A 23128-nucleotide genomic window follows, 5' to 3' on the forward strand; every position below is an offset into this window, starting at 1 on the left:
ACGGAAAGAAGTGACTTTGAACGGTATTCTGGAATTCCTGTTTGGCATCAAAAATTCGGCCTGGTCCGAAGGGGGCCACTGGTCTGCGCAGTGGGTCGGGCTGCCGGGAGGAGACTGGCGGTTGTTGCTGATTCTGGGAGTTCTCGTTTTGATCGGCGGTGGCTGGTGGCTCTATAAACGGGATGCCCAGCAGGTACCATTCGTCAGACGCTGTCTGCTGTATTCGATCCGGATATCCATCGTGCTGCTGGTGATTGCCATGCTGCTGGAACCGATTCTGGTGTTGAGCAAGGAAGAAAAAATTCCTTCTCATCTGCTGGTGCTGATGGACAATTCCCTTTCCATGTCGTTAAAAGACGCCTGGAAGGATGAAGACAAAGCCACCCAGGTCTCCCGAAATCTGGGAATGTCAGCTGATACGGCGGCGTTGCGACAGATGAACCGCATGCAACTCGCTCAGAAACTGGTGAATGAGTCGTTCCTCAAAAAACTGTCTGCAGACGGCGCACGCACCGTCCATCTCCACAGTTTCTCAGATAAATTTAATCCCGAGGCGCTCTCACTTTCAGAAGAGTGGCAGCCTGGCGGAACGGGAACTGCGATTGCCAGTTCGCTCAGACAGGCCTTACTGTCCTATTCGGGAATGCCTTTGTCGGGCGTTTTATTGATCAGTGATGGTCAATCGACGGCAGGTGAAGCACCGGAAGAAGTGCTGCAGATGCTCTCGGATGAAGGAGTGCCTCTGGTGACCGTGGGTGTGGGCACCACCGATGGACCGCGGAATGTGGCGATCACTCAACTCGAAGCCAGCCCGGTTGTGTTCGTACAGGATCCCAATCAGATCACCGTGCATATTATATCGCGGGGCATGCAGGCCGAGTCGGCAACGCTGGTGATCGAACAGCGTAGAAACGGCGGTCCCTGGCAGGAGTTCGTCCGTGAAGACATCGTGCTCAACCTGGAAGGCGCCCTGCAGCCTAAGACCTACGAATTCAGCGAGACGAAAACCGGCAAACTGGAGTTTCGCGCCAAGATCGTCGATGCGGGCCCGGAGATTTCACAGGATGACAATCTGGCGTCTGCGGAAGTGCGCGTCATTCGACAGCGGTTGAATGTGCTGTTCATCGCCGGTTCGACATTTCCTGAAGTTCAGTTTCTGCGGAATACGTTTTTAAGGGATCGACAGATCAATCTCTCTTCGTGGCTGATGGCGGCTGATAAAACTTACGAACATCCGGGAGACCTGCCGATCCGGCGGCTGCCTGTGACTCAGGAAGAGATGAATGACTATGACTGTGTGATTCTGTATGACCCCGATCCGACGCAGTGGCCGATTAACTTTCCGGAACTGCTGACAAACTTCGTCACGAAAGCGGGGGGCGGACTGGTTTATATCGCCGGTGAAATGCAGACCGCGCAGATGTTTGATCGTCAGTCTGATCCTTCACTCAGCTGGCTGAATCTACTGCCCGTCATCCGGGAACCCGGTCTGTTTCGTTCGCAGGTGCAGATCCGCTTGAGTGCCCGCTCGCCGTGGAAGCTGGATGTGACGGACCCGGGATTTCAGGACCCGATCTTTACCTTTTCGACCGATCGCCAGGCCAATGAGCAGATTCTGGATAATCTGCCCGGGATGTTCTGGCATTTCCCCGTGACCAAAGCTAAACCGGGGGCGACCGTCCTGGCGGTGCACGCCGATCCCCGCATGCGTAATGAATATGGTCAGGAAGTTCTGATTGCTTCGCAGCGCGTGGGGCCCGGCTGGTCCATCTTTATCGGCTTCGACAGCACTTACCGCTGGCGTTACCTGGATGAGCAGTTCTTCGACGGTTTCTGGGCGCGGGTGGTGGATCGCGCGGGACGCAGTAAACAGCTGGGGGGGAATTATCCGTTTCGGCTCTCGACGCCTCAGGCTTCCTACCAGCCCGGCGGTCAGGCAAAAATCATTGCCCGCTTCCTGGATGAAACGCAGATGGAACCTGGCTTGCAGCGACTGTACGGTGATGTCGAACGCGGCGATGATCAGCCGATTCCTCTGACACTGACGCCGGGAAACAAAGCGGGTGAGTTTTCTACGACATTTCCGGTCACACAGCCTGGAACATATTTTGTGAGAGTCTGGCTGGGAGACGAAGCGGCAGGAGCCACTGTCAAAGCAGCGACCCTGCCGATTAAAGTTGAGTTTCCTAACAAGGAACTGGAAAACCCGACATTGGATGAAGCGTTTCTGCAGACGATGGCGGTTTCGACGGGAGGTCGTGTGTATGATCTTGCGGAGTCTGAAGGAATCGTGAATGCCTTTAAAATCAAACAGGTGTCCCGCCTGCTGGAAGAACGCCAGGAGGTCTGGGATGCGCCCCTGTTTTATATTCTGATATTTGGTTTGCTGGTGACGGAATGGATTTTGAGAAAATGGTGTCGACTGATTTAGACTGTGTCCCGTTTTACTGTCGCGTCTCCAGAGCCATTAGAATCGAGTAGTTTAGATTGACAGACGCTATAGATAAATGTGATACGCTCTAGAAACATTTTTAGGAAACAGAAGGAGTCAGTAACTGATGTCCCCCACGCCACGATCTGAAGAATTCGAGGCGCTGCAGCAGACGATTTCCGGGAAACTGGAACGCGTCGGGGTCTCTTTGCGCCGACATACTCTGCTGGAAGCGACGGTGCGAATTCTCGCCGCGCTGCTGGGGCTGGCGGGTTTGTCTCTCCTGTTCGACTGGTGGCTGGAGTTGAGCCTGGTAGCCCGCATGCTGTATCTGCTGGTCTGCGGCGCGGTGGTGGGTTATCTGATCTTTCGGTATGTCTATCTGCCTCTGCGGGTTTCACTGTCACCCATTGAAATCGCGAATCTGATCGATCGTTCCCAAAAAGTGATTCCTCAACAGGCTCTGGCCCCGCGCGTTGCCAGCGTGCTGCAACTGCCCAGTCATCTGAATCAGTCCGAACAGTCACAGCCGATGATTGAACAGGCGGTGCAGTCGAACTATCAGTCCCTCAGTCAGTATCCGTTTCAGGAAGTGATCGATTCGCGGCATACGCGTAACTGTCTGTTGATCCTGCTGGCAGTGATTCTGATCCCCGTTGGTTTCGGCATTGCTGTTCCCGAAGCGAGTCGACTCTGGAGTCAGCGGTGGTTCGCAGGATCAAATGCGCCCTGGCCTCGCAATACGCGGTTAACAGTCGTGGGACTGAAAGATGGCCAGTGGGTCATTCCGCGCGGGGAGTCGGGGGCGTTGCAGATTCTCGTCGAAGATCAGGAAGAGCCGACGGAAAGCGTCTGGCTGTATCTGACGGGAGAAGAGGGAAACAGTGAGACCATCACAATGAACCGTTTTCAGGAGGGGGATTTTCGTTATGAAGTGCCCCCGCTGCAGCTGCCGGTTCAAGCTTATGCCTGGGGAGGCGATGGCGAATCGGAGCCCTTTGAGATCGTTCCCATCGATCGTCCGCGGATTACCGATTTGAAGCTGCAAGCGACGCATCCCCGGCTCTCAGAACCATTTGTGTCACATTTCTCCGCCAGTGAGGGAAATGTGAGATTATTGCCACAGTCGAAAGTGCTGCTGGAATTGACGACAAATGTCAAAGTCCGTGAGATTGACGTTGATTCTGAGGACGTTTCGTTACAATGGAAGAGTACAGATGGTAAGCATTTTCAGGCGGAATGGACGCATGAGAAGCCTGTGAATTTCCGGTTGACGTTACACTCGGCAGAACACGCGATCCATTCACATCCGCGACCTGTCTCGATTGGTGTGCAGCCGGATCGTGGGCCTCGATTGAGTTTCCGTTATTCAGGAGTGCGACAGCGGATTACAGCAGACGCCACAATCCCCTTCTCGATCATTGCCCGCGACGATTTTGGCATCAGGTGGGTCGGCATGGATTCGAATCTGCCACTGGCGGAAACAGAAACGAAAAAAAGTCAGAACGTGACGGAAGCGGCTCTGAATCAGGTGTTTGGAAACCCGGAAGAAGAGAAGAAAAAGCAGGCGGTTACGAAAAAGGAATACCCCATATACGGACCTGCCGATCCTGCGGTGGAAAATGTGGTTGAAGATGAAAAACGGGTGTCGATTGCTGAGTTGAAATTAAGTCCGGGCGCAGTGGTGACATTCCAAAGTCATGCGGAGGATAACTGTTATACCGGGGTGCAGAAAACCAGTTCCCGACAGCTGGTCTTTCGCGTCGTGAAACCGGAAGAGCTGTTTCGGGAGATTCTGCTAAGACAACAGCAGTTGCGTTCGCGGTTAAGAAAAGCCCGGGATCAGGCGGAACAATTAAGAGATCAGCTGAAACTGGCACAGAGTCTGGATCAGTCAGCCGACTGGATGCGACAGCATCAACTGGTCAGACGGGAAGTGGGTCAGATCAGCCATGCGTTGAATGGATCTGTAGAGGAGATGAAGCTGAACAAACTGGGAGGCGAAGAGACCTATCAGTTAATTTCACAGACGGTGCTCAAACCGCTGGGGGATCTGCATAATCGCGACATGGAATTACAGCGACAGTCGCTGGAATCGTTACGGGGAGACTCCCCTGACCCGATGGAACAGATCAATACACGCCAGGATGAGATCTTAACTTCACTGGATCAGATTTTGAAGAATATGGCCCAGTGGGACAGTTTTATAGATGTAGTCAACCAGTTGAACGCAGTCATCAAACTCGAACAGCTGGTCAAAGAAAAGACAGAAGAGCTCAAGAAAAAACAGGTGAATTCCATCTTCGATAATTGAAACCGGAAACATGTTTCAAGGCCCCCTGTAATGGAGGTGAGGGAAATGCTGAAGAGAAAGAAATTAATGACGGCTGGTCTGGTGATGATGTTCGTCGTCTCCCAGATGTTATGTTCCGTGCAGGCAGCAGAGAAAGTGGCTGCGACTGCAGACAAGTCTGCGGAGGACGACAAAAAAATTGCACCGCAGACGCGAATTCAGTTTGAGCAGGATAAAGCCAAAGCGCATATGCAGGAGCTGGAAGAGCGGATGTTCCGGCTTTCCAAGCTGATTCGGGATTCACAGCCTGACGATGCGGCGCGGCTGCTGCTGGGACTACGCAAGGCCCGCGAACAGTTGATTCTGGATCGGATGGGCGAAGCCTCCAAAATGCTGGATGATCTGAAACTCGATAAAGCCAGCCAGGAACAGAAAGAGATTCTGGTTCTGCTGGAAGAACTCAAAAAGCTGTTGCTGACAGCAGACATCGGTCTGGAACTGAAACTGGAACAGTTGCGCAAGCTGATTGACTCACGCGAGACGCTGAATAAGCTGCTGAAAAAAGAAGAGCTGCAGCTCTCCAATACCCTGGATCAGCAGAAAAAAAGTGGGAATAAGAAAGATCTGAAAGCGCTGGAAACCAGCGAACAGCGAAATCAGAAGTCGGCGGAAAACCTGGAGCAGTTACTGCGTGAATACGGGCCGGCTTCACAGAGTATCTGCAAGTCACTCTCCGGTGCGGGAAAATGTATGGGGGGGGCCTGTAAAAAACTGGGAGCCTCTCAGCCCAAACCGGCTTCCGAAGAACAGAAAAAAGCGATTGAACAGTTAAGCTCGGCACAGCAGGATACCAAAAAGCTGGAAGACAAACTGCGGAAAGAGGTCGAGTCGCTGGTGCGGCAGCGGGTGATGGATCAACTGCAGGATATGATCGCACAGCAGAAACAGATTCGCGAAGTCACCACGAAACTGCAGGATCGTGTGGCTCAGAAGCAGAAACAGGCTCTGGCAGCCGTGCGAAGACTGGCGACATCAGAAGAAAAAATTATCAGCGTCTGTTCCGAGTCGATCGAACTGTGTGAGCTGACGCAGTTCAGCCTGGTTCTACCCGTAGCTCTGGGAGCAGTGCGGGAACAGATGGAACTGGTCGATGAAGGCCTGCTACACAGCAAAGCCGACGATGAGATGATTGCAGACCAGAAACGCATCGAGGCCGATCTGCAGGCACTGCTGGATGCGATGATCGATGCTTCCCGCCCCTCCAATAAAAACGGAGGCGGCCAGTGTAAAGGCTGTAAAGGAAACCGGAACAAACTGCTGGCGGAAGTCAAAATGTTACGCTGGATGCAGCAGTCGGTTCATACAAGGACCGAGCAGTTGGAAAAACAGATCGAACAGAAGAAGATAACGGAAACGTCACGTCAGGAACGGATTGATCTGCTTTCGGTCCGCCAGAAAGAAATTGATTTAATCACCGGACGATTACACAGTATGACCTGTCCCCATTGTCTGGCAGGAGATGAATAATGAAACGGATCACATGGAATCAGACTCATTTCACGTTTGGTCTTTCGCTGCTGTTCTGTGCCGCGCTGCTTTACACCGGCAGTCTGCAGAACGCATTTGGTGATGCGGATGCTGTTGAAGCGTCTAAACCAGACAGCAAACAGGCCAAAGTGCCGCTGATTATTCCACCGGAACCGAAAGATAATTTCTCCCAGTTGAAGGATGATGCCTGGTTGAAGGACCCGTTCAAGAATATCCAGACCGATGTGAAGTCCGTCATCACGGATTTTGATCATGGGAAAACGACACAGCCGGCGAAAACAACGCAGCCGCGCATTATCAGTCGACTGGATACCCTGGTGGAGATGCTGGAAAAGTCGTGTAAAAAAGGGGGCGGCGGTGCAGGAGCGAACCCGACACGTCCGGCCAATTCGTCGACGTTAGGAAAAGGTCCCGGCGGTGAGGGAGAACTGAAGGCCCCCGATAAAAGGGGACGGAACTGGGCAGACCTGACCCCGAAACAGCGGGAGAAAATTCTGCAGTCGCGTACGGAAGGCTTTCCCCCTGGCTACGAAGACATTCTGGCTGATTATTTTCGCCGACTTGCGCGAAACCAGGCGGTCGACAAAGCAAAACCGACTCCCGAAAAACAAGATTGAAAATGGTATTGTAGATGGTGCGACTAATGAAGAAGCGGAATTCAAGCAGACTCTTGCTGACCGGGCTGATCTGCCTTACGGGACTGTTGCCCTGCCCCCTTGCGCGTGGCGACGAAGTGTTGCTGTATGACGGCAAAAAAGTGACGGGCCTCATTCGCTCTGTCGATGCCAAAGCATTGAAGATCGAAGTCGGTAAAGAACTGCAGGAAATCAGCCTGTTTGATGTGACGTCTTACAAATTCCTGGAACCGGCGCTGCCTCAAAATGTGAGTCAGTTGCTGATTGACGGAGAAAAGCCGAGTTATGCAGCGGGCCCCCGTACCGCGAAAGTGAAACTCCGCAAGGGGCTGCATCGCTTCACCCTGCCATACTATCACTCGGTTGGTCTGGCAAAACTGGAGATCCAGATGTCGGGGCCGGGGATGAAGAAGGCGGAAGTTCCGAAAGAACAGCTGTTTCGCGTGAACACGGCAGTACGCGATATTCCGGCAACAGCCTATCAGGTCGATAAAGAAGGATTTCGACTCCCTTTGAAGATCGAGAAGCCGGAAAAATATGTTGCCTACCGACTGATGGAATGGAGCCATCCCGTGGAAGTCAAATCGGTAGATGACCTGAAAGCGGTTCCCGTGAAAAAATATGGTGCCAGTCCGCGACTGGCGCTGTTGTCCCGCAGAAGTGCGATCAATTTCGGAATCGTTTACGAAGGACTGATTCAGGTTCCCCAGGACGGCGAATACACGATCGCTGTTGAGACCGATAAAAACAGCAAGGCAAAATTCTACATCGGCGCGTATCCCAGTGAACTCTACAAACAGGCCAAAAGCAATAAAAGTTCTGGCTGGAAAGTCACTTTCTCGCAGTCTGGTTCACTGACGGGTAACCTGGAAGAATGGACCAAAACGGGGATTCGTTTTCAGATTCCTGCCGCTGAAAAAGAGATCGATCTGACCTTAAAACCGGAAGCCGTACATGAGCTCTGGAAAATTCAGGAAGACAAAAAACAGTCGAAGGCAGTCGATCGCAAAGGAGAATCGAAGACAGAAGACTCCGCTTATGTCACCACACAGGACGGGAATGTGCATCGCGTCGAGGGTGAAGTGGTAGGGATCAACGAAGAGAGTCTGTTGTTTCAATATCAGGGCCAGGAACGCGAAGTCAAGCTGGACCGGGTTGTTGGGCTGGTGTTGCAGAAGAACCGGGTGCAGCCCGAGAGCAAGCTGGCATTGCAGAGCCTGATGACGCTGATCGGCAATACGCAGATACCCGGCGTAGTCGAACTGAATCAGGGAAAAACAGCGAACATCACGATGCCTTGGGGGGATCAGTTTTCCATCAATACAGACTATCTGGAATCCGTGAAAACGGTAAATGCCCGTTCGGTTTCACTGGTGGAAATCCAGCCCGACAGTGTGACGCAGGTTCCCTTTTTCAACCAGCAGTATCCGTATCAGGTCAACAAATCTCTGTCGGGAAAACCATTGAAGATCGGGACGCAATCCTTCTCCAAAGGACTGTGTGTGCATGCCCGAACGGTGCTGGTTTACCAGCTGGGCAAGGAATTTGAAAAGTTTCAAACCACTCCGGGACTGCAGGCAGAGACCGGAAAACTGGGGAATGTCGCGGTGAAGGTCTTAGCCGATGGTAAAACCCTGTTTGAGAATCCGGAATTCACGTCAGCGACGAAACTGGAATCGCTCAACCTGGATGTGACCGGCTGCGGGACTTTGACACTGGTGGTCGATTTTGGCAAAGACCAGGATGTGGGGGACCGCTTTGTCTGGGGAGACCCGAAGCTGATACGGGCGACCCCCAAAGAACTGGCGGCGAATCAGAAATAACTAAAAAACGAATTACATTGCAGCGATCTACCATGAAACAGTCTTCAGATTCAATTCAACAGATTCAGTCATCCTTTGGCTTGTTCAACAGGCAGAAGCGATTGTCCGCTTTCACTGGTGCTTTGCTTGGTGTGCTCTTTCTTCTTAGTTCGGGGGAAACCGGTCGGGCCGGCGAAACACAGGCAGCGCCCTCATCAAAACTGATTGTGCGGGATGTCAGCGTGTTTCTGGTCTCGGCGCACGGTAAGAAGCTGAATGACACGACACTGTTTCGATCAACGACCCCCGGTTATGTGCAGTCACGCCGCTTGAGTGCCGATGCCAGCGAGAGTGACAAACCGGCGCCACTGGGGCTGATTACATTCGAAGGGCCAGCGACAAAAGACATCGATGTGCTGCTGGAATTTCCCTCCGGTCGCTTTTTAGCACACTGGCCTACCGCGCGGATTCAGTCGAAACGCATCTACTGGCGATCACAGAACCTGCTCAAAGAGAGCTCGCTCAGTATGCAGCTGCCTGACTCGGACTGGTTGAGTCCGCTGCAGAAGGCCGATCGTCTGTATGTCAAAGGCATCGATAAATGTGATCGCTTTATATTATATGACGTCGAATTGAATCATGTTCCGCGTATCACCATGACGCATGCCGAGAATGGTTTTCAGATACAGAATGCAGACTCCTATCCCCTGAAATCGCTGACGGTCATGCAGCCTGCCGGAGAGAAGGATCACTGGAAAGTCGCGGCCCTCGATCTGGTGCCGGGAATCAAAAAAGAAGAAAAGAAGCCTGAGGCAAAATCGGATCAACCGGCGAAAGCCAAACCCGCCGATCCGTTATCAGAAGACGCGCTGAAGAAAAAAGCGAAAGATGCCAAAGCCAATCAGCTGCAGGCACTGGGGAATCAGCTTCGGGCTGTGGGGGCGCTCCCGCAACTGGCAGATGCTGCAAAGAAACCTGCCGACAAAAAAGCGACGCCGGCGACAGCAAACACGAAAACTCCCGCGGTTTTAGTGCCCTATATTGAGTCTGCCGCGCTGTCACAGACTGATGCTTTGGAAATCTGGAAGAAACAACTGGCAGATCTGGGGCTGGGGACACCTGAAATCGCGCATGTGCTGCGAATTCTGGGAGAACATGCCTTACGCGAAGATCAGGCAACGATTGTGTACTGCATGGATGAGAGTTATCTCGATAAAATATTGCCGCTGGAGATCACTCCGTTTCCCGATGTCGTACGACGAACGGGAATTGTCATCCTGCTGGACGCCGATCCGGCTTTGCTGAAACGCATCGACGCATTAATTGCGCAGCTGGGAAATCAGAGCTGGGAAAAACGGGAAGCTGCCCAAAAGTCGCTGGAGGAATATGGCAAAGCGGCACAGGCACAACTGCAGAAAGCGACGACCAGCAATAAAGATCTGGAAATCGTCTATCGCGCCGAACTGATCCTGAGCAAGATCAAATAGCCGACTTGTCGCCAGCGTGATCCGATTGGTAGATTCCGTTCAGTCTATTAATAAACGATGATCGGCGTCACGGTGAACCCGATGATGAAAAACGCCAGTGTCAACCAGCCAATGATAATCCGGGTTGCTCCCAGCGGAACCGTATCATCGGCAGTCGGCGGATGGTTAATGCCGAAAAAGACGAGCAACAGAATCAGCAGCGAGTAGCCAAACTCACCCGTATAAACCATATAGGCGACGGCCACCGCCATCAGCAGTCGGGAAATCAGATTCGCCTTTTTACCCAGCAGTGTATACAGAATATGCCCCCCATCCAGTTGACCGATGGGAAGCAGGTTCAATGCCGTGATGAAGATCCCGACCCAGCCGGCAAAAAACATTGGGTTTAAAACCGCTTCCTGATTTTCTGCCAGTGGCCCGTGAACCATACGGATCATCCACTGCAAAATCAACGGCTCTCCATAGCTGATGGACCCCGGTTGTTTTAATGTGACGGCGACCGTTGAGTTCAAGACTCCCCAGTATGCGATCGGCAGCGCGAAGACCAGCCCTGCCAGCGGTCCGGAAACGGCAATGTCGAACATCTGTTTGCGGTTCGCGATCCCGCCTCGCTGCAGAATCACGGCGCCCATCGTTCCAAACGGTGTGAGTGGCATGGGGATGAATAGAGGCCGGGTGGCAGGAATATGATAACGCCGCGACTGCAGATAGTGTCCCATTTCATGCGACAGCAAAATGAGCATCACAGGGCCTGCATAAGATATCCCGTCGATGAAGAATTGCGTCCAGCCAACCAGTTGCAGATGCTGATAGACCCTGTCAAAATCTCTGGGGACGGGGACAAAGGGAGTGTTATAAGTGGCGCCCACGATAAACGTGCTGAGGCAGGTCAGAACAAACAGGATCAGAGGTAGTTTACTGCGCGGCGGGCGGATCGTGTTTCTATAGTGGGTCTGCGATGAGGAAAAGTCTTTGACCTCGGTCTGGTAGTCCTGCGGTTGCACAATAATGACAGGATCCGGGGGAGGCAGAGGCTGTTTATCGTCAGGCATGAGTACAAGTCTAATAAAAGGAAGTCAGTTGTCTGGCTGCCGGTATTTTATACGGAGAGATGTTGTCAGAAGAGTCAATAAATGGGAATCTTTTCAGAAAGATGTCCTGCAGCAGGTTCCCTCTTTCCTGTTCAAGGGCCGCTCACGTTTATGACAAAGGTTTATTGCGCAGAATTCGGGAAGCGCGGAATACGTAATCAATTCCACTATACAGCGTAATCAGCGCCGCAGACCAGACAGAGATATCGCGAAGCAGAATGAACGCGGAACTGTCGAAAGGTGCTTCCTTGCTGAGTGACAGCAGACAGAGCACGACTGCGACACATTGCACTCCCATCTTGATTTTCCCGCTCCAGCTGGCGGAAAAATCGCGGCCGTGCATTTCCAGGTATCCCCGCAGGCTGGTGATGAACATTTCCCGGCCGATGATGATCAACACGAACCAGGCGTTGATTCCCGTATCGGGGCCGCGTTCCAACAGAAAAATGAACGCACCACAAATGATGATTTTATCCACAAAGGGATCCAGAATCCGGCCCAGCGTGGTGACCTGGTTGTATTTGCGGGCGAAATAGCCGTCCAGAAAATCGGTGGCTGCAGCCAGAATGAATAAAGCCGCAGAGGTTTTCCACCAGCCTTCCAGGTAAATAATGACGAACAGCACCAGCGAAAGCACCAGTCGACTGACGGTAATCAGATTTGGCAGATTCCAGATTTCCGGGCCTAAAAGTTCAGTCCCGGTTTGCGGGGTCTCGCACTTGTTTTCCGCTGGTGAATTCATACTGTACAATGGTTTTCGTTAGCTAACGGGAGGATTAGAATCTGCACTCAGGATATATGATTGAAGATCAGAGGTGTACATCAGGATCGATCAGGAACATCTCCCGAGGGCCCGGCCTGCATTTTATCGAGTTAGGCAGGAAGTTGACAGGTCAGCCTGTTTGCTTTTATGGGGAATCAGCAATCGATTCATCTACTGGGAGTTCGCAGGCGATCAGCTTTGTATTACTGCGGGCATAAACACGTGTTTCTGCATAAGCCGGATGGGCCCAGGTTTCGCCGATCAGACTGGTGCGGGCCAGTTCCCGATAGCCGGCCGGTGTCAGCTCGGCGAGAATCAAGGCACCGTCCGAATTCAGAATCAAAGCGCGCGAGGAATCGTTGAGCCAGACCAGCGTCGCCTGCGGGTTGCGACTGTTGCCGGGAGTCATCTGGTTATCATCATCCCAGATTTTTTTACCGGTAGCATATTCAAAACAGGTCAGTCCAAACTGTTTGTCCAGCAGGTAGGCATAACCGTCGCGGTACAGCGGTTGTGACATCAGGCCTCTCAACGTCCGGCGGTCTTCCCATTTGAGTTCCGCCTGCTCAGGCTTTTCACCCAGCTGGATCGCCTTGGAGCCTTCCCAGTAACCGGCGACGAAGATCAGCCCTGCCTTTTCAATGGGGCTGGCAATCGCAACGCCGTAGGTCACTTTATAGGGAACCGACCAGAAATGCGCCCCGCTCTGAGGATCAACACTGTGAATGTGATTCGGCGACCAGACAATCAGCTGGTCCTGCTGGTTGTGATGGATCAGCAGCGGCGTAGCATAACCGGCTTCGTCTTTCAGGGAGCGCCAGCGTTCTTTGCCTGTTTTGCGGTCGAGGGCGACAATAGCGGTTCCCGCTTCGGTTCCGCCCGGCATGAGAATGACCAGGTCATTGATGAGATAAGGAGCAGCGGCGTAGCCCCATTGCGGGACTTTTCCGCCGAAGTCGGTGACGAGCTGTTTTTTCCAGATGACATCGCCCGTATTCGCATCGAGGCAGAAGACATCGCCCATCGTTCCAAGGGTATAGACACGACCCTGCACCACTGTGGGGGCACACCGGGGACCGTTGCCGTAATCCAGTTTGTCATAGACGGCGGGGTAAGAATGTGACCAGAGCTGTTTACCGGTGATGGCGTCGAAACAGAGGACACGTTCGATATCCTGACGGTCTGCCCGGTGCCCGTGAATGCCGCGGGCTTTCTCCTGTTCTTCTGGTGAAGTCACCGGTCGATCCATGAGATAGAGTTTGCGGTGAGCGACTGAGATGCCGCCATAACCACCACCAATTTCGTGCTCCCAGAGTTTTTTCAATCCGGTTTCAGGCCAGCTGGTTTTGATCGGCGGTCCCTGCCAGGTGCCATCCCCGCGCGGGCCGCGCCATTGCGGCCATTCTTCGTATTGTTTTTTAGAGCTTTTCTGATTCGAAGCGGGAGTCTCGGCCTGAAGCGGAGGTGTCAGCAGAATCGAACTGAGGAGAAGGAAAAATAAACTGCGCATCAGAATCTCTTGCAGGTGGGAACAGGTTGGCGGGGAAACTGTTTTCGAGCTTCTATTTTCACGGATTTGAGCCGAAAGCTCAAGTGGTTCACCGGAAAATGGGCTGGCTGCCACTCAGATGAGTACCGGATCAGGGAAATGATCGGGAATGGATGCCGGGTCGAGGAACGTCTGAAACCAGAGCTCGAGGACCAGCAGAGACCAGAGTCGCGCGCTGTGGTCCCACTGCAGATTCAGATGTTCGCTGATGAGCTGCTCGACCGCCTGCGGGTTAAATATCTGACGATCGATGGCCCGTTGGTCCAGCAGGACGTCAAACAGCAGTGGTTTGAGTTCGTTACGGAACCAGTGATTGAGGGGGACACCAAAGCCCATTTTTTTACGTGTCTGGATCGATTCAGGCAGCAGGTCAGAAAAGGTATCGGTGAGAATCTGTTTGCCGCGTCCTTTGTGCATTTTATATTTTAAAGGCATGGCCGCCGCCAGTTCCGCCACGTGATGATCCAGGAACGGACTGCGACATTCCAGGCTGTGTGCCATGCTGGCGATATCGACTTTGGTCAGAATATCACAGGGGAGATAAGTCAGCACATCGGTAGCCGTGGTCCGGGTGACAAAGTCGCGATCCGGGCAGAGCTGGTAAGCGTCGAGCAGAAACTGATCGGCGTCGAAGTCGGAGAGTTGTTCTCGAAAACCGGGGGCGTACATTTCGTGACGGCGTTCGGTATCAAAAATGCCAACCCATTTCAGATAACGGCGTTCGGGGGGAACGGACAGACCCGCGAGAAAGCGTTTCACACGGCGGCGAAATGATTTCTGTTCAACGGAAGCGGGTAGTTTCTGCCAGATTGAGGCGGTCATCATGTTGCGGACAAAGCCTGGTAGACGATCAAACCATTGTGAAAGCGCGACCGCCCGGTAACGATCGTAGCCGGCAAACAGTTCATCCCCGCCGTCACCGGACAGGGAAACGGTCACTTCCTGCCGAGTGACCTGTGACAGATACATGGTGGGAATCGCGCTGCTGTCCGCGAATGGTTCATCGTAATGCCACGAGAGACGCGGCAGCATTTCCAGCGCTTCGGGTTCCACCATATATTCATGGTGTTCGGTTCCCAGCATTTTCGCTGCTTCACGGGCGTAGCTGCGTTCGTCAAACTGTTTGACTGGAAAGCCGATCGAAAATGTGTGGACCGGTCGTTCGGACATGCTCTGCATCAGTCCGGCGATGATGGTGGAATCGATGCCTCCCGACAGGAAAGCGCCCAGGGGAACATCGCTGCGCATGCGGATGCGAACGGATTCGGTCAGCGTTTCGCGCAGAGCGGCTGACCACTGTTGTTCGGACTGAAATGAAAACGTTGAGCGGGATTCCGGATGCGCGTAAGGGGGCGTCCAGTAGCGATCGATCTGCAGCTGACTCTGTTCATAAACGGCCCGGTGTGCGGGGGGGAGCTTATGATAGCCTTTGAGAATCGACCAGGGGTGAGGCACATACTGATAAGCGAGGAACAGATCGATGGCGTGGGGATCGACGGTTCGGTCGGCACCGGGAATCTGCAGCAGAGATTTCAATTCGCTGGCAAAACTGAGTCGATCTGCTTCGTGACGATAAAAGAGTGGTTTCTGCCCCAGGCGATCGCGGGCGATGAACAGCCGCTGACGGCGTTCATCCCAGATGGCAAACGCGAACATGCCCCGCAGACGTTCAACGCAGGCGGTCCCCTGCTCTTCATACAGGTGGACGATGACTTCGGTATCGGATTCGGTTTTGAACTGATGCCCCTGCTGAATCAGTTCTTTGCGCAGTTCCTGGTAGTTATAGATTTCGCCGTTGAAGACAATCCACACGGTGCCATCTTCATTGGTGAGCGGCTGGTGCCCGGTTCCCAGGTCGATAATCGAAAGACGTCGATGTCCCAACGCGGCACCAATCTCGGAGTGAGGCTGGAAATCGGCGAATGAATTATCGGCAGCAAACAGGATCGATTTCCCGGGAACGTCGGAATGAAAGCCGCCTGCATCATCGGGGCCACGATGTTCCAGTACATTGGTCATGCGCTGGAGCACAGCAGGCGAGATATTTTTGTCTCGCGAGGTCCACGAGGTACCGGTAATTCCACACATGGTAAACGGGTTCTACTCTTCGACTGAAAAGAAATGTCTGGTTGAGTGAGGCGATTATTATTTCGTGAGTACTTCGCGATAGAGTGCAGCGTACCCTTCTGTCATTTTAGCAATACTGAAGTCCTGCTGCATCTTATTTCGAGCGGCGGTACCAAGATCGGTGGCGAGTTGCGGGTCGGCGAGGATGCGTTCAGCATATTGTGCATATCCCGTGCAGTCTCCCACTGAGGTTAAGAAGCCGGTTTCACCATGCGCAACCAGCTCCCTGTTCGGGGGGATATCGCTGGCGATGACTGGGATTCCATATGACATGGCTTCCATCAGGCTGTTGGACTGACCTTCAAAGTCACTGGCCAGCAGAAACAGATCGAACAGCGGAAACAACTGCTTGGCATCCGCGCGGTGTCCCAGGAAACGCACGTTCGGGGTGACCGTATATTTATGGGCCAGTTGTTCCAGCCTGGCTCGCTCGGGACCTTCGCCGATCAGCAGTAGAATGATTTTATCATTCATTTGACGCAGCAACTGCAGTGTCCAGAGCAGGTCTTCAATCCGTTTCTGTCGCGCCAGGCGTCCGACGAACGCCATCAGACGTGCGTCTGCGGGGAGATCCAGCTGCTGGAAGAGTTCCTGGCGGATGGTTTCACTGGGAGTCATTTCCGGGATAGGAATTCCATTCCGGACGACGCGCAGGATCGACGCGGGAACCCCTTTCTCCTCGTAAAAGTCAACGACACTTTGTGAATTGCCCACCAGCAGCGAGGTCTGTGGCAGCAGTCTGCGATCCACGTTGTGCTGCCAGTTGCTTTTCCAGGAATCGACACACCGCTCGGAGACAATCACTTTGGGAACTTTTTGAGTCGTTGCCAGCCGTTTGACAGCCATTCTGCCATAGGAGTTGGCGGCGAATAACCAGGTGTGCAGGATATCGGGCTGCTGCTTCTGAATAGTTTTCTTCAGTGCGCGATACGCGAGAGGATCGAATCTGAAGCGTTTGTTCAAGATCGTGACCGGGATCTCGTGCTGGCGGAGCAGTGTTTCATAGGGACCGCCGCGCGTGAGCGCGATGACCTGGACTTCGAATTCTTCTCTGGGCAGCGATGTGGCGAGCATCGACAACTGTTTTTCTGCGCCGGACTGATCCAGAGTCGGAATGAGGAGACTGACTTTTATCACGGTGGACTGATTCGCAATCATTGCTGGAATTGTTGACGAGTTAGCTCTTTGATCTGAGAGTATAGTATTTTATACTGGCTGTCAGGATCAATGTCTGATCTTAGCGATTTGTCATTTCGAATCATAGATTGAGAGTCCATGATCGTACAGTTTGGATCTGCCCTGATTGAACTGGTTCTGGGAGATATTACCACACAGGAGGTGGATGCGATTGTGAATGCTGCCAATTCCTTTCTGGCAGGCGGAGGGGGCGTCGATGGAGCGATTCACGATGCTGCCGGGCCTGAAATCATGAAAGAACTGGAACGCCGTTACCCGGATGGCTGCCCCACGGGAAGTGCCGTCGCCACTTCTGCCGGCCTGATGGCTGCGCAATTTATCTTTCATGCCGTCGGTCCCGTCTGGGAGGGGGGCGGAAAAAAGGAGAGTCAGCTGTTGCAGTCCGCCTACGAAACCTGCCTGGATCTGGCGGAGCAGAATCGCTGTCGGTCGGTGGCCTTCCCTTCCATCAGCACAGGCGTTTATCGTTATCCTGTCGATCTGGCGGGAGAGATCGCATTACGGACGGTAGCGACCCGACTGGAGTCAACACAGCAGATCAAACTGGTCCGCTTTGTATTGTTTGATCAGGGGACCTTCGGCTGCTATTCACGTATACTGGAAACCATGCTGGTATGAATGGATGACAGAGTCAGTCAGGGAAGAATTCATTGCCTCGGATGGTTACCCTCTGCAGGGGCGCGTCTGGCATCCGGAAGATCAGGCCGCTCGGGTGACGCTGGTGATCCTGCATGGAATTCAGAGTCACTCCGGCTGGTACGAAGCTTCGTGCCGACAACTTTGTGAAAACGGAGCGCGGATTTACTTTTTTGATCGCCGAGGCTCGGGACTGAATACCCGGGATCGGGGACATGCCACGCACTGGCGGCGGCTGGTTCAGGATGTGGTGCAGTTATTATCCCAGATCCGGTTTTACCAGGAACAACAGGGACAGTCTGAACCACTGGTTCTGCAGGGGATGAGCTGGGGGGCGAAACTGGCGGCGGTGATTGCTGCAGAGCGACCTGAACTGATCGACGGGCTGGCGTTACTGTATCCGGGAATCAAAGCAAAAGTGAAAGCCACTGCGCTGCAGCAGCTCCAGCTGTCACTGGCGGAGCGACTGGGGATCAGAGACAAGCGGGTGCCGATTCCTTTGGATGATCCAACATTGTTTACGGCTGATCCGGACTGGCAGGAATGGATCCGGGATGATCCGCTGGCATTGCATGAAGTGAGTGTCGCGTTCCTGCTGGCGAACCGGGAACTGGACCGCCGGGTCGATGCAGCAGCCGGGCAGATTGGGTGTCCGGCATTCTGTCAACTGGCGGGACAGGATCAGATCATCGATAATCAGGCGACGGAAGCTTATTTCGCCCGCATCAGATCAACACAGAAAACGCTGGTTACCTGCCCCGAGGCGCGACATACGCTGGAATTCGAACCGAACCGCGAAGAGATCACAGCCGATTATATTACCTGGTTGAACGAATTGAATTCTTCTGGAAAGATCTGCTGATTCCGGTCGAATCAGGGCAGACTTTTGAAATGAAGTTCCTAGAATAACAGTATGTTGCAGACGGGCACATTCCGCCTTTTATTCCGATGGATGGATTTATGAAACGACAGACATTGACCGCGTTAACCCTGTTGGTATCCGTACTGCTTTGCAGTCCGACATTGCGAGCCGCTGATCCGGTCAAGGAGAAAGCGGGATCAACTGCAGAAGCGAAATCGAAAGACGCGGACGAACCGGTGGCGTTGAACAGGCAGAAAACGGTTCTGCTGGATCTGCCTCACAAGAAACTGTTGTTGAAAACGCATGTCTGCCTGCAGGAAGGCGTGCTGGAAATGCTGCTGTGTAAAAAGCAGACCAAAGAACATGAATCGATTCTGTCAATTGAATCTCCGGCGACCGCCATTCATGCCGGTCTGCTGGCGATTGGAGCCAAGGTGGGGACGCCCGTCAAATTCACACCCAAGTTTCAGCCTCCCCAGGGACAGGTGTTGAACATCGTGCTGGTGTGGAAAGACAAGGAAGGAAAAGAGCAGCGCGAAGTCGCCCAGCAATGGGTCAGAACGGCGACCAATCGTTATTTCACCGCGAAGCTGGATCGGCTGCCGGAAGGGATTACCATCGATAAAAAAAGTGAGCTGCGATATGACGAGAAATACAAAGAACTGATCTGGTTCGGCCAGATGTCGAAAGAAACCAGGGATGAGTTTCTGAAGAAGTCTGAAGACAAGGCATTTCAGAAAGCGATCGAAAAGTTCTACGATGAGAGCCAGCCACGAGTCATGAAGGCCGAGTGGATCTTTGCCGGCAGCGGTTTTGCCCTGGATGAAATGACGGGGGAAAAATACTACTACGCCGAAAGTGGCGATCTGATCTGCGTCGCGAATTTTCCGACAGCGATCATCGATGTGAATATCGCCAGTTCAGCTTCGGGCGAGGGAAATCTGCTGTTCGAAGCGAACAAGGACAAGATTCCCCCGCGCGGTACGCCGGTAACGATTGAAATCACACTGGCTGATGCGAAATCAAAAGATAAAACGAAATAACCTGATTCCGCTTACTGAATCAGCGCGAACGCCTGTTTCATCGCGGTTGCGGTCGCAGCAACTGCCTGGTCGGCGGGCATTTTTCTTAACGCGGCATTGAACGGTTCGGCTCGCACGGGGCCGTCGTAGTTGAGCTGGTTCAAGGTGTTCAGGAACGTAGCCAGATCGATCACGCCGGTCGCCATGGGGAGTTCGCGTTTCTGATCGATCTGCTGATCGATTTCCAGGCCGGCGGGGGCATCGTTCAGGTCAACGGCTACGATATCGGCATTGGTCAATTTCAGCAGGTCGTCTTTGGTTTCATGGGCGGTGTACCAGTGCCAGCTGTCCAGAATCAGACCGACTCCCTGGACATCAATGGCGGTGATCAGCTCCCGGGCTTCGGGCAGTGAATGAATGAACGGGAACATTTTACTGGACCAGAGGGTTTTCGGGCCGACATATTCCAGGCCGAACCTCAGACCGTGGTCTGCCAGGATCCGGGAGACTTCTTTGAGGCGGCGCGTGTGCTGTTTAAAGTTCTGGTTGTAAGTCAGCTCATCGTGTGTGGGCATGAGCCAGGTACCGGTCCGGGTGACCCCTGCCCTTTGGAGAGCTGCTGAGTTTTCCGGGAGTTTGGCCAGCCCCTGTTTGAAGATGGCATCGGTCTTGCGAAAATCGACGGGCATGCCGGCGGCACTGAAGACCAGGTTTTTCTCTTTCATTTCTGCTTTGAGTTCGGCGAGCTGGCTGTCTGAGAGTTTTCCCAGATAGCCGGCATCCGGTACGACAGCCTCGAATCCGTATTGATGGGCATAGTCAATTGCCTGTCGCTGATCTGCTTTCACACCGATGCGACCGCAGGACAGATCCAGCTTCATTGATGTTTGGGCGGATGCTTTTGAGGGAACTGCCATAAGTGATCTGAGCAAAGTGCCTGTGAACAGAGCGGCAGTAGAAGTTTGAAGAAATGAGCGCCGATTCAGTTTCATGATGCAGACCTTTTTACAAAGGGGAGAAGATATCGGTATCAATGCAGGTGTCAGGTGTCAGCTAAATCATTGTAAATGAATACCTTAGTAAAATAAAACCTCGTATGAATAAATCAGCATCCTTTTGGCGTTCCCTTGTCTTTTGATCGAAATGCAGGCGGTTGTGGGAATGGGCAAAATGCGGTGAGAGTATGGGTTCCATCTAATCTGAACCCCACGCGGATGAAGAGTCAACTGATTAAAAATCGGGCATCAGTTTTACTAATACTCGCCCCGTAAAAATGACGAATTTTTAGTCATAGCCACCCCGAATCAATCAAAATGACGATTTGACAGTGAGGTCGAATCGCAACCTGGAGATGCACAAATCGGGAAATACGCGACGCGCGTATTGTTCTCCGTTTTTGAAGATAGAATCGCCCACGGGTCAGGAGAATTCTGTTTTCAGAGTGATGAGAGCAGAGACTTTATGAAATCAAACATCTGTCAGACGCACTCAGGGATTGCCGTGTGCTGGCCACATCATATCACGACGGGCAAGCCCGGTTTACGTCTTATCACGGATGAATGGATTCCGTTTGGGGAATCCAGTTCAGACAAGACGGTGCCTTGCATTTTCTTACCGAAAAGGAATGGTACCGCATGATGCGCATGCTAAGAATCAGATCAGAACATCATTTTTCAAATGTTATGGCGTCGGCCATCATTTCTGCTGCAATTGGAATTTTATATTTCAGTTTTGACCCCGCTCCCGCTGATGCTGATCCGAATGACGCTGCGATTGTGGCATCCAAACCGGTTCCCGTTCCGGTGATTGCATACAAGCCAACTGATCTGTCTGCACCTCAGCAGTCAGAAAAATCTGGTGAAGCGAAACAGCAGTCTCAACAGGCCAACGGGATGCTCACTGGTCGCATGGCGATTCTGATGAATCAACTGCTGCTGGAAAAAGGCTGCCGCTTGCTGGAATCCATTCCCGATTACACAGCGACCTTTTCCAAACAGGAATTTGTGGGAGGCGAACTGTCTGAGAATCAGGTCATCAACCTGAAATGCCGTCACAAACCCTTCAGTGTTTACATGAAATGGGTTGTCGGCGATAAGGGACAGGAACTGCTGTATGTTGATGGCGAAAACGAAGAAAAAATGCTGGTCAAAATGGGTGGTTTAAAAGGACGGCTGGTCCCTACCTTGAAACTGGATCCTTACGGTTCCCTGGCCATGCAGGAATCACGCTACCCCATTACCAAAGCCGGGATTAAAGCACTGGCGGAAACCATCATCGATTACCGCAAGAAGGATCTCGATGAGAACCTGAATACCGAATGCGTGATGATTCCCAATCAGAAATATGACGGGAAAGACTGTTACTGTTTCATCGCTCATTTCGCCAATCGGAAAGAGTCAGAAAACTACCGCAAATCGATCATCTATATTGACGAGAAAACCTGTCTGCCGATTTTTGTTCGCGGCTTTGGCTGGCCATCAGAAGATCTGGCCAGTGCTTCTGCTGAAGAACTGGATGAAAAGACGCTGATCGAATCGTACTCTTTCACCGATATCAATCTGAAATCGGAACTGGCGACAACGGAATTTGATCATACCAACAGCAACTATCGCTTCCGTCGCTGAGAATTACACTGCTGATTGATGGAAGGCCTGCATCGCCTGTCTGAGACGCATCAGAGTTTCAGATGGGCGATTGCTTCTTCCGGGGGTACGATATAGCTCAGATAGAACGGGCCGAACTCAGCGTACTTCGCAGATGCTTTATCGAACCGCATGGTGTAAACGATCTCTTTGATGGGTTCCGGAGCACGTCCCCAGAGCGTCACGCCCCATTCCCAGTCATCAAAGCCCGTCGAAGCAGTAATGACCTGCACAACGCGACCGGCGAACTTCATTCCGCTCATTCCGTGTTCGGCCATCATGCTGTAGCGGTTGCTGAACTGTTCCATATACCAGTTGGCACCGGGAACGCGGGACTTGTTCATCGGGTAAAAAGTGCAAACGGGAAAATCTGGAAACTCGGGATAGATTCGCTGCTGGTTCATTGCCGGCAGACGACTTTCATAGGCTTTAATCTTGGCCTGGAACGCGGGACTTTCCGGATCGGTCCCTTCCTGCTTGAGTTTCGCGGCAAACTGTTCCAGTGTGGGAACGTATTCTGAGATCTCCGTAATCGAGACGAAGGAATACGTGGGAACCAGAGCGGGCCCCAGTCCACAGCTGCGAATGGCCTGTTTGATACTGTCGATTTTGATCGGGTCCGGATCCATGACCAGTACCTGCAGGTCGGCTTTGTGACCGGAGACAATGGAGGTCTGCATGCGAATCGGTGCGTCTTCCGCATCGGCATCCAGGATGGCTGCCAGTTGCTTGCGCCCTTCTGCCCGTGTTGCCTGGTCAATCTGATTCAACGCGCCCTGGTCGACACGATAGTAGAGATGCAGGCAATGCCAGCCTTCGGTCATAGTAGTAGTCGGGTCGGGAAGTGCTGCTGCTGTATGAGGAGGACGGTTCACGTCTAAGTACCTTGTCTATGAGAAATAAGAGCGTCTATGCGTTGATCGTGCAGAAACAGAGGCGGTGTCTGATTGATACCGCCTGTGAATCTGTTCTGATTATAACGGCGCAGGCGAAATGAGCAAACAGAGTGAAGACTCGGGTTTGAAACTCGCTCCGATTTCTCT

General features: G+C 52.7%; 17 protein-coding genes. 10 read left to right on the forward strand and 7 right to left on the reverse strand.

Annotated elements, in window-relative coordinates; genetic code table 11:
• Window positions 1-16: 16 nt before the first annotated feature.
• From ACN0YN_RS05915 to ACN0YN_RS05940, 6 genes are all read left to right on the forward strand, one after another.
• Complete coding sequence (locus tag ACN0YN_RS05915) at window positions 17-2431, forward strand: hypothetical protein (RefSeq protein ID WP_417384067.1); 2415 nt, start codon at window positions 17-19, stop codon at window positions 2429-2431.
• A 127-nt stretch (window positions 2432-2558) separates the two neighbouring features.
• Complete coding sequence (locus ACN0YN_RS05920; protein ID WP_417384068.1) at window positions 2559-4745, forward strand: hypothetical protein; 2187 nt, start codon at window positions 2559-2561, stop codon at window positions 4743-4745.
• Between the two features lie 45 nt (window positions 4746-4790).
• The gene (locus tag ACN0YN_RS05925; RefSeq protein WP_417384069.1) at window positions 4791-6251 is read left to right on the forward strand and encodes a hypothetical protein; all 1461 of its coding nucleotides are present in this window, start codon (window positions 4791-4793) and stop codon (window positions 6249-6251) included.
• On the forward strand, window positions 6251-6889 hold the full coding sequence (locus tag ACN0YN_RS05930) for a hypothetical protein (RefSeq protein ID WP_417384070.1): 639 nt from the start codon (window positions 6251-6253) through the stop codon (window positions 6887-6889). The genes ACN0YN_RS05925 and ACN0YN_RS05930 overlap by 1 nt, the downstream gene beginning before the upstream one ends.
• A 26-nt stretch (window positions 6890-6915) precedes the next feature.
• Window positions 6916-8730 carry an NPCBM/NEW2 domain-containing protein gene (locus ACN0YN_RS05935; RefSeq protein WP_417384071.1) on the forward strand — a complete coding sequence of 605 codons (1815 nt, stop codon included), beginning with the start codon at window positions 6916-6918 and terminating at the stop codon, window positions 8728-8730.
• A 32-nt stretch (window positions 8731-8762) separates the two neighbouring features.
• Window positions 8763-10196 (forward strand): hypothetical protein, encoded by a 1434-nt coding sequence (locus ACN0YN_RS05940; protein ID WP_417384072.1) that lies wholly within the window; start codon window positions 8763-8765, stop codon window positions 10194-10196.
• A gap of 47 nt (window positions 10197-10243) precedes the next feature.
• Here the strand turns inward: ACN0YN_RS05940 and ACN0YN_RS05945 are convergent, their stop codons facing one another.
• From ACN0YN_RS05945 to ACN0YN_RS05965, 5 genes are all read right to left on the reverse strand, one after another.
• Complete coding sequence (locus tag ACN0YN_RS05945) at window positions 10244-11248, reverse strand: site-2 protease family protein (protein WP_417384073.1); 1005 nt, start codon at window positions 11246-11248, stop codon at window positions 10244-10246.
• Between the two features lie 148 nt (window positions 11249-11396).
• On the reverse strand, window positions 11397-12029 hold the full coding sequence (gene pgsA / locus ACN0YN_RS05950; RefSeq protein WP_417384074.1) for a CDP-diacylglycerol--glycerol-3-phosphate 3-phosphatidyltransferase: 633 nt from the start codon (window positions 12027-12029) through the stop codon (window positions 11397-11399).
• Between the two features lie 166 nt (window positions 12030-12195).
• Complete coding sequence (locus ACN0YN_RS05955) at window positions 12196-13560, reverse strand: PQQ-binding-like beta-propeller repeat protein (protein WP_417384075.1); 1365 nt, start codon at window positions 13558-13560, stop codon at window positions 12196-12198.
• Between the two features lie 114 nt (window positions 13561-13674).
• A complete protein-coding gene (gene asnB / locus ACN0YN_RS05960; RefSeq protein ID WP_417384076.1) occupies window positions 13675-15687 on the reverse strand; it encodes an asparagine synthase (glutamine-hydrolyzing) in 2013 nt (670 codons plus the stop codon).
• Between the two features lie 57 nt (window positions 15688-15744).
• Window positions 15745-16884, reverse strand: a complete 1140-nt coding sequence (locus ACN0YN_RS05965) for a glycosyltransferase (protein WP_417384077.1) — start codon at window positions 16882-16884, stop codon at window positions 15745-15747.
• Between the two features lie 117 nt (window positions 16885-17001).
• Between ACN0YN_RS05965 and ACN0YN_RS05970 the strand changes: the two genes are divergently transcribed.
• The 3 genes from ACN0YN_RS05970 (at window position 17002) to ACN0YN_RS05980 (ending at window position 19464) form a co-directional block, all read left to right on the forward strand.
• A complete protein-coding gene (locus ACN0YN_RS05970) occupies window positions 17002-17541 on the forward strand; it encodes an O-acetyl-ADP-ribose deacetylase (protein WP_417384078.1) in 540 nt (179 codons plus the stop codon).
• Window positions 17542-17545: 4 nt separating this feature from the next.
• The gene (locus ACN0YN_RS05975; RefSeq protein WP_417384079.1) at window positions 17546-18421 is read left to right on the forward strand and encodes an alpha/beta fold hydrolase; all 876 of its coding nucleotides are present in this window, start codon (window positions 17546-17548) and stop codon (window positions 18419-18421) included.
• A gap of 98 nt (window positions 18422-18519) precedes the next feature.
• Window positions 18520-19464 carry a YdjY domain-containing protein gene (locus ACN0YN_RS05980; protein WP_417384080.1) on the forward strand — a complete coding sequence of 315 codons (945 nt, stop codon included), beginning with the start codon at window positions 18520-18522 and terminating at the stop codon, window positions 19462-19464.
• An 11-nt stretch (window positions 19465-19475) separates the two neighbouring features.
• Here the strand turns inward: ACN0YN_RS05980 and ACN0YN_RS05985 are convergent, their stop codons facing one another.
• A complete protein-coding gene (locus ACN0YN_RS05985; protein WP_417384081.1) occupies window positions 19476-20360 on the reverse strand; it encodes a sugar phosphate isomerase/epimerase family protein in 885 nt (294 codons plus the stop codon).
• 717 nt (window positions 20361-21077) lie between these two features.
• Between ACN0YN_RS05985 and ACN0YN_RS05990 the strand changes: the two genes are divergently transcribed.
• Entirely contained in the window at window positions 21078-22067 is a 990-nt protein-coding gene (locus ACN0YN_RS05990) for a DUF1571 domain-containing protein (RefSeq protein WP_417384082.1), read from the forward strand.
• 50 nt (window positions 22068-22117) lie between these two features.
• Here ACN0YN_RS05990 and hemQ read toward each other — a convergent pair whose 3' ends face one another.
• The gene (gene hemQ, locus ACN0YN_RS05995) at window positions 22118-22960 is read right to left on the reverse strand and encodes a hydrogen peroxide-dependent heme synthase (RefSeq protein WP_417384083.1); all 843 of its coding nucleotides are present in this window, start codon (window positions 22958-22960) and stop codon (window positions 22118-22120) included.
• Between the last annotated feature and the right edge of the window lie 168 nt (window positions 22961-23128).

This window comes from Gimesia sp. (genome assembly GCF_048260065.1).
Classification (GTDB): Bacteria; Planctomycetota; Planctomycetia; order Planctomycetales; family Planctomycetaceae; genus Gimesia.